Here is a 13112-nt window from a genome sequence, read left to right as displayed (position 1 = left end):
AACATGCAATACAAGGCATAGGAATTAGTTTATTTAAAAAAACTAATTCCTATGCCTTAATCATTATTAATTAACAACATCAACTAAACTGGATTGAATTAGTAATGAATAGATTTCATTAATATTTCTATTGTTTTGCGACCTATTATTTCTCAATTTACAGTATGTGAATATTAAGTGACTTTTTGCTCTTGAAAGTGCGACAAAGAACGCACTTTTATCTTCTTCTGGTTGATCATTAAAACTCCAGAATGCAGAATCCTCCAGCCCTAAAAAATAAACTGCCTCATATTCTAATCCTTTACTTTTGTGTATAGTCATGATTGAAATTGAGTTTTCGCCTTTGAAATTAGATATTATATCTATCCATGCACCTTGTGATTGAGAATACTCTTCATATAATAGTTTTGAAAACTTATTGATGGTGATAAACAAGTCATTTTTCCCATTGTACATTGGAAAGTTGGAAATAATTCTTTTGTCACCTATTTTTTCGATAATACAATTAATTAAATTTAGCATCCTGTCTTCATCGGGAATAGGATTTGAAATTAGGTAAGTAATATCACTAACTATATTGTCAATCTCCTTATAGGATTTTGCTAAAATTAATTCATCAGTAAATTCATCTATTCCATTGATATTTCCATAAAAATTACTAAGATTTTCCCAAATTAAAGGATCTCGTTTTCCTTGACTGCATGATATTAAATCTAATAATAGGTTACAAGTAGGGTCTTTTAAAAGCTCTTGATATTCATTTTCAATTCTTGCTTTAATCCCTTTACTACTTAATGTAGTTATCAATTTTGAACTATAATCATCAACCTTCTGTTTTGCTAGGATACAAATTTCTGATGGTCGTATACCTCCTTGAATTTTTGATTCTATATCATTTGCAATTAACTCAGCTTCTAAACTTTCATTTTCAAATTCAAATAATGTTATTTCACCCTCTTGAAATTCTGGATAATTATTTGTCTGAATAGAACTGTGATTACTATTTAATATCTGATGAACCTCTTTTTGAAATTCTACAAGTTTAGGTACAGAGCGGTGATTCATCAACAATTGATATTCATTTGAATTAAAGTCTTGAATATAGTCTGGAAAAATATCAGGATTCGCACCTGCCCATCTCATAATGGCTTGCTTATTATCTCCAACTGCTGTTAATTTACAAGACGAACCTAAAAAACAAGTTTTTAATAAATTATACTGGGCATATGTAGTATCCTGAAATTCATCTAGAAATACAAAATCGTATGTCATTTGAAGTGCTTTACGGATGTATTCGTTAGTAGCTATTATTTGAGTACTCAACTTTGTTATTTGCCTATACAAGAGAACCGGCTTATTATCTTGTGTTCCATTTAGTAAATCCTTTTTTAATTTGTGAGTATTCCCGTCATTAAGTATAATATTTTCGACAAAATTTCTTATATCTGACATTCTCCATCCATTAACATTAATTCCATTCATAGAGAGTAGTTCTTTTATAGTATCCCAATCTTCAATCAAATAATCTCTTAATGGTCGTATATCCTCAGGTAGAACATCTCTAAATTGGTCTAAAATTCTCTTTTCAAAAGCCGAATAGGTTAATGAGGTAAAACGAGAAGCATACTCATCACCATAACGTTTCTTAACTCTTTCTTTCAAATTTGATGCAGCATCCGTTTTGAAACTTAATGCTAGAATTTTTTTCGGAGAAACGCATTTATTTGTAGAGAATAAATAGTCTAACTTTTGAGCTAGTAATTCAGTTTTCCCCGCACCGGGTCCAGCAATGACTAAACAGTTAGTCACATCTTTGACGGCTCCTAATGCAGTCTCTTCTAAAATGATATCTCCTTTAGGAAGCCACTCCTCACTCTTCACCATGTTCAATATCTCCAAGTAATTCTTCAGCACGGTTAACTATTTTTGCAAATACAGGGGGTAGATTTCTTGTTAATTCATCATCACTAATAGATGATAAAAATTGCATATGAGTTGTTGGCTTTCCTCTACCTAAAAAGAAATATTGATACCAAATCATTAATTCTTTCTCTTCTCTAGTAAAACTATCCCCCGGTCCACTCTTATCCTTTAAAGTAGCTATCTTTGCTTCTTCTATACGTTTTTCGAGACCTTCTAACTGCAATTTATTAATACAATCCAAATCAGTTAATTTTACTTTTTTACAATTCCCGCCTGAATCAGCATATGAAATGACTGGTCCTTCTTTCGAAGATAACATATCCAGATAATATTCCCTATAATGTTGTAACATTAAGAAGTCAATATCAAGCGGCGTAGAAAAGAACACATTGAACTTTTCTAACATTTTAATCCACCCCTCAAGCAACTGATTATCAGGTCTATCAATCTTCCAGTCCTTTATTTTATCAATCTCATCATCATCTAGAACTCGTGATTTTTGAGATTCGGTTGCTACAGTAACAAGTTTTTCTTTAGCAACCCCATTTAGTATCAATTGTTTTATTGCATATTGAATTCTTCCCCAGCCACCTCCATATCTTTCGTTATCGAAATCTAATAAGGTAATATGAGGAATTCTGAGAGCGTTCAATAATTTCCACAAATAATTAACATGCCTACCTCCTAAAGGAACTACTGAAATCTGAGAACTATCAATTTCCAGTCCAAGTAAATCAAAAAACTTTGGTAATAGCAGTTCCTCACTATCACCTTCACCCAATACTACTAATTTTGCAAAATATAGTTCAGGATAGGCTTGAATTGCTCCCTTAATGTATTTATAAGACTCATCACTCGATTGAGGTAACTGTATATCAGAAACAATGGTTTGAAGAACACTGTCATTATTTTCTATTCTTAAATACCTCAAATCTTCTGGGTCGATTCTTTTTACAATAACTGGAGAATGTGAAGTTAAAATTACTTGAGAGTTGTCATTATTGCCTAATTGCTTAAACCTTTTTATCAGTTTTCCAATGTGATGTGGAGCAATATGATTTTCTGGTTCTTCTATTGCTAAAATAGTTAGTATTGGAGGTACCAACTTAAATCTTGGATTATCAGGATTCTCTTCACGGTCTTTGGTAATTTCTAACTCAATATCAAGTATCGAATCAACAAGTGAAAAATAAAAAATAGATCTTAGTCCATCTCCTAGATCTGAAACTGTAAATGCTTCTTCAGTGGTTGTTGGTGAAAATTTTAAGGCAATCTGTCTAAGTGCTGCCGCCATCTCAGAAGAATTAATAATCAACTCTGCTTGAGAAAAACGGTTATCTTCATGATATAATTCCCATGATTTCTGAATCTCATTGTTGATCTGAATTAATGCTCCATTTTCAGATAAAAATGTGTTATTCAACTCATCAATTTTATCTTTAATTTCATTTATCTCATCTTTAGTCCAATTTATACTATTTACCAACCTACTTAACATACTACCTGAAGCATTACCCAACTCCTTCTCAGGTGTTCTTGAAGCTGGTACATAAAGTACCCTAATTTTATCCAAATCTTTTCTAGGAGCACGATGTTTGTCTTCATCTCTAATAGTATCTTCATCAGATGAAATATAATAAATTTGAGTATCAATACTTCCTTCAACTGTTCCATCATCTTCCCAGGAAGATTCTAATCTGATTCGTAAAAAAGGTTTTGCACCATCTTGAGAAACTGTAAAGTGCTCGAAAAATGTTGGAATGGCTGGTCCATAGACAGTTCCAGCAAGTTCATCAAACTCAAAAATAGTTTCTATAAAAAGATTTCTTGTGTTTTCACCAGGTCTTAACCCTTTTGGTAAATGAAAATCACTTTTTCGAATGATTCTATCACTTTGTTTATCTGAAAACAACTTACTCAATGACTGTAATACAGTTGTCTTTCCTGAACTATTATTCCCTATCAGTACAGTTTGATTATTAAAGTTAATTTCTTGACACTCCCCAAAAGATCTAAAATTATTAATAACCATTTTTGTTAACTTCATTACTTGTCCTCGTTTCCTAAATTCAACTGTTTTAATTTTAAGTGCTATTTTCCACCTTCAACATCTCTTCCTCAACCTTACTCTATTACCCAAAAAGGCATCATTGAAGAGTGACAGAAGCTTAACCTTGATCTATTTTTGAAGCATAGACACATCTTCTATAAATTCTGTTGAAATGGTACTTGTTCCGTTTTTATAACAGCTAAGGGCTATTGCATAAAATTTATACAATTCGAGCAAATCTGTTTTTGTCAGGCCATGTGTCTTTAGTAGAATTTTATATTATTACCAATTATAGTATGCTACTTTTACTTGATAACACTATTATAACATTTAAAAATAAAAAAACATGTTCTAAATTAATAGAAAGTATAATTCTAAAATTAGAATTTTTCGTGATAATCCTATAAAATGCTACTTTTCTAATAAACTTGTACTTATTTCCTTCAAACTACACAATTCTCTAGTTGTTGTAAGTTTGTAATTGACTCAAAAGTATTCGATATAATTTCAAAACAGTGTTTTAATTTATAGTTGGCCAATATCATCTAATTTTAACTAAAAAAATCATTATACAAATCAAAATACTTAAGATGAATTTATGGTATACTAGTGATAATAAATAGTTATCGGTAGGAGAGAGATGTGAGAGAATTTCAATATTTCATGAGTTATTCAAGAGATATTTACTACGAATTTGTAAATAATCTGAATAATACGTTAAATGAAATAGGATTAAAAACCTGGATTGACAAATTTGAAATTAACATTGGAGATGAAATAATTGATAATCTATATACTGTACTCGATAAAAGTGCTGATTATTATGGAATTATTTTTATATTCGATGAAACATTCTTTAACAAAGCATGGTGTATAAAAGAGCTAGATTATGCTGTGCAGAAAAGGATTCCTTTTTTTCCAATATTGTATAAAATAAAAAAAGAAGATATTCCTAATGAATATACTTTCTTAAAAAATTATAATTTATTAACGGTATCATCGTTAAAAGAAACTGATTATATCGTAGATCGCTTTATATTGCTGCATTTGAACAATATTATTTGCAAAAATATTTCTAATTTTTCAATTGACAGTTATGTTGGTAATTTTTTATTAGAACAAATTCGACATACTACTGTAAATAGTATTGATGCTATTTTTATCCTAGATAACTTCTCTCAATATTTGAGAAAACAAAAACGGTTGGGGAATTTTAAACTATCACATGAAATCTTGTTTTGTATCGCAATAACTAGACTATTAAAAGAACGTTTATTTAGGAAAGATTTCCAAGGGGAGTACCATTTTAAAATATTGGAAATCATCCAAGAGATATATATTAAGACGTTTCTATAAATGTTCAAAATAGCCTTAGAGAACATTAAACATATAAAACTAAAAAACAGAGATTCACCGAATTGAAATTAAATGGTGAGTCTTCTGTTTTTATTAAATTAAAAAGCCTTTATATACTGATTTATTATTAAAGTTTATCCATGATGTAAGCATCTCTGATGTGCTTAATGCAATCAATAATAGTTTGAGATAAAATTTCAGGATCTTTTTCTATCAGTAGCTTATCTAGAAAAGGAGTGAGATAAGAATATTTATCAATTTCAGATAAAAGTGTTTGGTATACTTCTAAAGAGCTCCAACCAGTTGAACCTACGGGAATAATAAATCTATTTTGCTTTATAGCCCTGTCAAAATCTTCTAGTACTCCCTTGGAGTTAGATAAAGTTCCGTCATAGTATTGATTTCCAAAGACAAATATAACTATACCTGCTTCTGATATCATATTATCTTGGAATCTTTTCTTTGCCGAACTATCAATATGTTTATCGCTACCTTTAATTAATGGGAGAGTTTTAATTTTTAGATATTTCGAAATATCAAGATTTTTATCATTAATAGCGGTCATTACGCCATTAATCACCTGTGGTCCTACACCTTCTATATTACCGTTACCTACTATAATTTCATTAGCAATTAATTTATATCCTAAAAGATATAGGAACTCAGTAGCACTATCTTCATCCCATTCTCCATAATTTCTACAACTTCCAGCAATAAATACACTATTAGTTAAACATAACTTATAAGATTGATTAAATAGTTCATCAATCTCATTATAATCTTCAATCAAAATAGTATGAATACCATATCTTTTTAAATCATTTATTTCGTGCTCTTGTTTTATCTTTCCGTATTCTAATTCACTTTCAGGGTCTTGGGAATTTTCAAACATATCAATGGTCAAATTTTTCCTAAAACAATAGTGCATCCTAATATTTTCTCCTATTAATAATCTAATTTTGCTTAGAATTTGCTGAATATCTGGATCATTTAAACTATATCCTACAAATACAAATGTTTTACTAATCAGATCTCCGCGAAGTGTTTGAATAAAAAGTTTGTGACTCTTATCAAAACTCTCGTAATCATCACGAGTCAATATTGCCTCATAGGGTCTAGAAATATCTCCATGAAATTTATAGACAGTCGCATCAATATTTGGAGGGGTAATTGACAAATCATTATTATCAATCTTGATGTCTACACGTTTTCCAGCTTTCTTCAAATTATCTTCAATTAAGTGGTCATAATTAGTTGTCCAAAAAGTTTCAATAGGCATGCTCGTTAACAGTGTTAGCAAATTATTATCTTTAGAGTCTTTTGTAAATTCTTGTATTAATTTTTGTGAAATCTGATTTTTTGATTGTGCAGAATTTTTGTAATATTGTGCAACTGAAATTAAATCATACTCTTTATCAATATTTAGTCCAATCGAATCAGAAAATTGCCGTAATAATTCTTTCCAGTTTACATAACCTGAGGGAACAGAAAGTCCTGCACCAGCAAAAATTGCTGCATTATTTTCTAACATTGCCGCACTAAAATCAGAAATAAATTGTTTTTTTAGTTTTTTCATCTCTCTCCTACCGATAACTATTTATTATCACTATACAATGCACTCAAATAGGTTTATAATAGCATGATTATTGATAAAGGAGATTTTTATGGATTATAAACTTATTTCTACTTACTTAGATTATTGCAAAACTCATAAGCGTTTGAGTTCACACACGATTCGTGCTTATAAGAATGATCTTATGCAATTTTATAACTCAGACTATGATAATGTCGAATCCTATATCGAAGAGTTGACACGATCTAACATAAAAACGAATACATTAAGAAGAAAAATTGCTTGTATGAAGGTGTTTTATAACTATCTAAAATACCAGAACATAATTGAAGAGAATCCCTTCAATCAATTGCGCTTTCAATTTAGAACTGAAAAAGTATTGCCTAAAACAATTCCGTATGATATTCTGAAAAGCATTTTTATATACTTAGAACGGAAAGTAATTGTATCTAAAACTGACTATCAAAAACAACACGCTGAAAGAAATCTACTAATTATTTCACTTTTACTTTCAACAGGCATCAGAATTTCTGAACTTTGCCACATTCATCTCAAAGACATTAATCTGTCCAATAAGACACTCCATATTATAGGAAAAGGTAAGAAAGAACGTATCCTATTTTTAGGAGATCAAAAAACATTCAATTTATTAGAAACATATATAAATAAAACAAGAAATGAATCCAATGATTTCTTGTTCCCAGGGAAACATTCGCCTAAACCATTGTCAGAGCAAAGTGTACGTTTAATTTTAAAGAGAATCGTTGAACAAAATAGCTTATCTAAAACTATTACACCACATATGTTTAGACATAGCTTTGCAACAATGCTTCTAGATAATGATGTAGATATTCGATATATTCAACAAATTCTTGGACACAGTTCTATATCAATCACACAAATCTATACTCACGTATCTCATTCAAAACAAAAAGAAATACTTAGTTCTTTCAATCCTATGTCAGTGATTCATTCTGAAATCGAGTAAGAGACATTTCGAAGGTTACAGTTTACTTCATCTTAAATTAATGTTTGTAGTTCGACTTTAGTTAATAGATTTTATACTCAACAAAAGCAAAAAGCATACAAAACTCCACTTTGAATCAGCATTTATACTATATTCCGTATTAAGAACTCCATAATTGTTTTTCTAAAATATAACTTTCAAGTATCCTTAAATATAGATGAGGAAAAACTCATACTAGCCTAAAATCAAAAAAGATATTATAGTAGTTATGAAACTTACAAACGAGGAAATACAAAAAATTGAACAATTCCTAAGAGATTCATCGTACGCCAAATATCACAAACGACTACAGATTTTTTATTTTCGCTCAAAAGAAAAGAGTTATAAGGAAATCATGAATCTGCTAGATTGCAATAAAACAACTGTTTGGAGGAATTTGAAAAATATAAGGAGTTTGGTTTGGATGCTCTTCTTCAAGAGACCCGTGGCTGTCGCCATCGCGAATATATGACTTATGAAGAAGAGAAAGCATTTCTAAAACGCCATATAGAAGATGCTCAGGCTGGGGAATTTGTAACTGTCAATCAGTTATTTGAAGCCTATCAAAAAGAGATTGGTCGTATTTCCACACGTGATGGTTTCTATTATCTTCTGAAACGCCATGGTTAGCGAACAGTCACTCCTCGACCTGAACATCCCAAGAAGGCAGACGCTCAGACAATTGAGACGTCTAAAAATAAAATCTACATTCGATACCTTAAGTAAGCGCTTTAAAGAGGAGGGATCTTATAACAAAGTACGTTTGATGTATCAAGATGAAGCTGGTTTCGTGAGAATCAGTAAGATGAGTTCTTGTTGGGCTCCTAAAGGAGTCCGACCTAGCATTCATAGTCATTATATGCGAGAATATAGCTATTGTTATGGAGCGATAAATGCTCATACAGGAGATTCCTTCTTCCTTATTGCTGGAGGATGTAATACTGAGTGGACGAATGAATTTTTATGGCAAGTATCACAAGCTTATCCAGATGACTATATTTTACTTGTAATGGATAATGCTATATGGTATAAATCAAGTACCTTAGAGATTCCAAGTAATATTGAGTTGGCTTTTATCCCACCTTATACACCAGAAATGAACCCTATTGAACAAGTCTGGAAAGAAATTCGAAAACGAGGTTTTAAAAATAAAGATTTCCAAACATTGGAAGCCGTCATTGATAAACTTCAAGAAGTTATTCAAGGACTCGAAAAAAGCGTTTTAAAATCCATTGTCTGCTGACAGTGGATTTTAAAACGCTTTTTGAAAATAATTGGTATTAGTATGTTCCCTGTGGCAATCCCCCTCACTCTACTTTCTCAACTACTTTATCCATGAAGAATCACTTTCTACAAGATATATACTTGATTTGAAATGTCCGATAGCAATACTTAGATAAATTTACTTTTCTAGTCATAACATTTTTAAAACTTATATAAATTATCCAAAAAGTTTAAATTTGATCCAGGAATAATAGAAAAAATTACCTCATTTACTCCAAATTTTTCCAATTCTCTTAGATACAATTTCAGAATTTCCTCTGTCATAACTAAGATATCTCTATCTTCAAACTGAATAATTTCTATTTTCTTCACTGCATTATTAATACTAATAGGTAAAAACATAATTAGTTTCTTGTTCTTTATTTTTTGTTTCAGCTTAGAAATATCCTCTAAATTACTTAACCAAATAATATTACTATCAATCAATTTGTCAAATTTATTAACCATGTCAATATTTTTTGTAGCTACAGCTAATCTAGGAATCTGTTTTAAAGCGCCCATAGAATAGTAATGATTCTTTAGATTGATACGTCCATTCTGTTCCAAATTATTGAAATGATGATTATATTCAGTCAACCAAAATTCAAAGTTTAAACTCTTTTCACTCCATGAAATATTTGAATCTTTAAACAATAACTCTTTCTCTCCACTACCAACTCCTATAATTAAATTTTCTGTATTAACTAAGTTGCCCAAAGTTATTAATTCTCTAATAGTTAACATAATGTTTCTAAAAGAAGTATTTAGAACTCCAATACCTAATTTTAAAAATCCATATTTAGATAATACATACTGAATAGCTAACAGGGGGTCCATGGCTATGCCTTCATCGCTATCTATTTTCTGAGTTGCCGGTAAATCTCTAAACCAAATCCTTAACTCATTGATATTCTTTAGCTGATTGAGGCGATCCAGCTCATCATCTATATTAAAATTCCTATCCAAAGTAGGTAACATAATTCCATATTCCATTTTTATACAATCTCCATTCAATGTTCACTCTGATAAATTATAGTATTTGATTTTTATAAAACGAATTTCCGACTTTTGCAATAAATACTACTTCTGATTCATCAGCTAAAGCTACATAACTCTCTATTTCTTCTATCATTTGTAAATAGTTGTTAGGTAACATATCTTGTTTTAATCGTTTAAATAATTCATTATTTTTCTGAAAATTCCAATAAGATTGTAAATTAGAATAGCGTATAGAATATTTCTTTGATTTATGAGAAACACGTTGCAATGTACATTCTACAATACTATTCTGAATATCTTTTTCATATAAATATTTATTTTTCATGTTGAAGAACTGTTTGGCTTTTTCCAGTACCTTACCCTCACTTGCGTATCTATTAATAATCTCATTTATATGTTTTATATTTAATAGACTATCATTTGGTTCCCATTCACAAACTCCAAAAATTCCATCTGGTTCCAGTATTTGTGAAACATTTTCCAATATTTTTTTTCTCTCAAAAAAATGAATAGCAAACATTATCATTACCGCATCAAATTTCTCTGTATTAGTTGAAAAAAAACGATTAATATCCTCTACTTTGAAAGTAATATTTGAATATTGTAATTGATTTAACTTTTCTTTTGCATACGCTATTGACTTTTTATCAATATCAATTCCAACTATTTTGCAAGGCGAATCGACAGTACTAGATAATATAAATGCTTCTAATCCTACTCCACAAGCTAAAATAAGTACATTTTGTGGATGATATTGTGCAAATTGTTGTACGAATCCATATCTAGCGTCATGTAATGCGTATTTCCAATCTTTAAAAGTAATACTATTATCCAAAATATAATGCCTCCTTATCCATTTTAGCTATGAGGTAATGGAAATAAATTTGGTAACTTATTACCTAAAGTTTGTTGTAATCTCTTATTTCCTAACAGAGGAAAAGCTGTAGGCATATTAGCTAACATTTTAGGAGCTATACATCGAACGACGCTCATGCCTGCTACTTCTATATCAGACGTTGTAATATTTGCCATAAAGACATCAATTTTTTTATCTCTAAATTCTTTAATCAAGAATTTTTGTTGTTCGCTTTCTGTTAAAGAACTATTTATATCTAAGTACTCACTAATATTTTGGTAAGATGTTGTATTAAAAAAACTCATAACCTCACCATAAGCAACCGTATCCAAAAAGAATTGTGTATTTTGGAGTAAACTTATCATATCAGAATAGTCTTTATTATACACTTTAGTATAATTTCTATCTCTTTGAAAATCTTTGACACCAAACATATCTTGGTAGTTTTCTTTCCAGATAAATCCTTTTGGATCGGATAAATTAAAACTAAACATACGTAATTGATATGCTTCCATCAAGGCCTTTTCACTGGCCTGTTTAATATTAAAATGACAAGAAAAACCAACTGTGACAAATTTATTCTCATAATCGTTCAACACACAGGCTACTGTATACACTGAAAATTCAGTAGATAATAGTAAAAACTTAAGAGCAATTCCTTTTGTTTCCGATTCATTTATTACCTCGCTCAATCTGTCTTTGGAATCTATTATTAACTCTTTTGCTGGCTTTCTTCCTATCCACCAAAGCATCGTCGCATCTCTTTCAATAATTTCTAACAAACTATTTATTATGGCATAATTAACAGTTGAACCTGCAGACAATCCTGAAAATAGTATGGGTAATCTATTCCCTTTAACTTTTTTATTTTTTTGATAACTACGATAATCAACATATACTACATCTGCAGGTAGATAACAGTTCTCATCTTTTACTAGGTTTATCATTGGAACCCACTCTACTAAAACTGATTCATCTACCCCGAAATAAGTATTTATTTTCTCCAATTGCTCTTTGGTAAATTGTAAAAATTCCTTTGGATTTAAAAAATTATAACCTCTTTCTAACATTTCAACTACACTTGCCTTCAATAAATCGTCGGGAACATAATTTCCACAATATCTTTCAACCCCTTCTCCTATAGCAGACTTAATAGCCTTATCCTCATCGAAGCTATAACCTGTACTAATTTTATCCATCGGCCAATTCAACAACCTTGATACATCATTAAGTAAACATGTATACGCAAACATGGAAGACGGTTCCCCATGCCTATTCTCCACTTTATATACATGTTTCACTAAACCAAAAACCTCATCTACTACATCAAAAATAGCCATTTCCACTCCTCTTTTATTTTTTCTTTTACAACTGGAAGAGGTGTATACTGTACAAAACTCATCTCATCAGTTCGAATATCAATCTTTCCGGCCATAGTCTCTCTTGATTCAGCCAATTCAATAAAATCAATAAATAATTTTCTATATTCACTAGATTCAAATATAGTTTCCGACATTAACTGAGGATATTTTCGTTGATTTTGCATCATTTCTATATAATATTTATAAAATTTGGAAGATGATAATACTCTTATCACGTAATTATCTATTTCATCCTTAGAATACAAAACTGGACTAATTAATATATAATTATCAAGTGTATTTAGTATTCTAATCTTTCCTTCATTCTCTAATAATGTATTTAATGAGTATATATCAAAATATTTGCATTTACAAATGTACGTCGGGGTGCTAAAATTTTTAGTTACAAATGAATTAGAAAGATCAATAAATTGACTATTTTTTAATATATCAAATAAATTATCTGATATACCTTTACATAATTGATTATAAAAATCTTCAAAATTCAAATGAATAATAACCTTTTTATCTGTTTTTCTATCCCATATCAACGTTCTTCCATCATAAGGTAAAACATGGACAGTACTTTTTAAATACACTTTAGTCCTCCTTTCCACTCCAAAAAGCAGCACTCAAGTTTACATGAGTACTGCTCCTCTAGACTAATCAGCTTCGTAATATGCAGCAGCGTGATGACAATTTGCTACATAGGACATAACAACTTC

The 13112-nt window shown here is 30.1% G+C and carries 9 protein-coding genes and 1 pseudogene; 3 read left to right on the top strand and 7 right to left on the bottom strand.

Going from position 1 to position 13112, the window contains the following annotated elements; genetic code table 11:
* Nucleotides 1–66 precede the first annotated feature (66 nt).
* Complete coding sequence (locus D8844_RS05505; RefSeq protein ID WP_125422504.1) at nucleotides 67–1884, bottom strand: UvrD-helicase domain-containing protein; 1818 nt, start codon at nucleotides 1882–1884, stop codon at nucleotides 67–69.
* Complete coding sequence (locus D8844_RS05500) at nucleotides 1871–3970, bottom strand: ATP-dependent nuclease (RefSeq protein ID WP_109289505.1); 2100 nt, start codon at nucleotides 3968–3970, stop codon at nucleotides 1871–1873. Before D8844_RS05500 ends, D8844_RS05505 begins: the two co-directional genes overlap by 14 nt.
* A gap of 645 nt (nucleotides 3971–4615) precedes the next feature.
* Between D8844_RS05500 and D8844_RS05495 the strand changes: the two genes are divergently transcribed.
* Nucleotides 4616–5329, top strand: coding sequence for a toll/interleukin-1 receptor domain-containing protein (locus D8844_RS05495; RefSeq protein WP_125400249.1), 714 nt, complete (start codon nucleotides 4616–4618; stop codon nucleotides 5327–5329).
* Nucleotides 5330–5456: 127 nt separating this feature from the next.
* Here D8844_RS05495 and D8844_RS05490 read toward each other — a convergent pair whose 3' ends face one another.
* Nucleotides 5457–6905 carry an SIR2 family protein gene (locus D8844_RS05490; RefSeq protein WP_125422501.1) on the bottom strand — a complete coding sequence of 483 codons (1449 nt, stop codon included), beginning with the start codon at nucleotides 6903–6905 and terminating at the stop codon, nucleotides 5457–5459.
* A gap of 88 nt (nucleotides 6906–6993) precedes the next feature.
* On the opposite strand from D8844_RS05490, the gene D8844_RS05485 reads away from it, so the two are divergent.
* Nucleotides 6994–7890 carry a tyrosine-type recombinase/integrase gene (locus D8844_RS05485; protein WP_109289502.1) on the top strand — a complete coding sequence of 299 codons (897 nt, stop codon included), beginning with the start codon at nucleotides 6994–6996 and terminating at the stop codon, nucleotides 7888–7890.
* Between the two features lie 247 nt (nucleotides 7891–8137).
* A pseudogene (locus D8844_RS05480) lies at nucleotides 8138–9151 on the top strand (IS630 family transposase).
* A gap of 182 nt (nucleotides 9152–9333) precedes the next feature.
* Here D8844_RS05480 and D8844_RS05475 read toward each other — a convergent pair.
* Genes D8844_RS05475 through D8844_RS05460 form a run of 4 tightly spaced genes read right to left on the bottom strand, consistent with a single transcriptional unit; the run spans nucleotide 9334 to nucleotide 12986 of the window.
* A complete protein-coding gene (locus D8844_RS05475; protein WP_109289501.1) occupies nucleotides 9334–10164 on the bottom strand; it encodes a hypothetical protein in 831 nt (276 codons plus the stop codon).
* A gap of 37 nt (nucleotides 10165–10201) precedes the next feature.
* A complete protein-coding gene (locus D8844_RS05470; protein ID WP_165442248.1) occupies nucleotides 10202–11005 on the bottom strand; it encodes a class I SAM-dependent methyltransferase in 804 nt (267 codons plus the stop codon).
* Between the two features lie 23 nt (nucleotides 11006–11028).
* Entirely contained in the window at nucleotides 11029–12366 is a 1338-nt protein-coding gene (locus tag D8844_RS05465; RefSeq protein ID WP_109289499.1) for a SagD/YcaO family ATP-dependent cyclodehydratase, read from the bottom strand.
* Entirely contained in the window at nucleotides 12348–12986 is a 639-nt protein-coding gene (locus tag D8844_RS05460; RefSeq protein ID WP_109289498.1) for a hypothetical protein, read from the bottom strand. The genes D8844_RS05465 and D8844_RS05460 overlap by 19 nt, the downstream gene beginning before the upstream one ends.
* Nucleotides 12987–13112: the final 126 nt, after the last annotated feature.

This window comes from Streptococcus oralis (assembly GCF_003942875.1).
Classification (GTDB): domain Bacteria; phylum Bacillota; class Bacilli; order Lactobacillales; family Streptococcaceae; genus Streptococcus; species Streptococcus oralis_BX.
This window is presented reverse-complemented; position numbering and strand designations above follow the sequence as displayed.

Coding starts and splice junctions, on each gene's coding strand:
- D8844_RS05505 (WP_125422504.1), bottom strand. CDS start 1,884: ATGGTGAAGAGTGAGGAGTGGCTTCCTAAAGGAGATATCATTTTAGAA.
- D8844_RS05500 (WP_109289505.1), bottom strand. CDS start 3,970: ATGAAGTTAACAAAAATGGTTATTAATAATTTTAGATCTTTTGGGGAG.
- D8844_RS05490 (WP_125422501.1), bottom strand. CDS start 6,905: ATGAAAAAACTAAAAAAACAATTTATTTCTGATTTTAGTGCGGCAATG.
- D8844_RS05485 (WP_109289502.1), top strand. CDS start 6,994: ATGGATTATAAACTTATTTCTACTTACTTAGATTATTGCAAAACTCAT.
- D8844_RS05475 (WP_109289501.1), bottom strand. CDS start 10,164: ATGGAATATGGAATTATGTTACCTACTTTGGATAGGAATTTTAATATA.
- D8844_RS05465 (WP_109289499.1), bottom strand. CDS start 12,366: ATGGCTATTTTTGATGTAGTAGATGAGGTTTTTGGTTTAGTGAAACAT.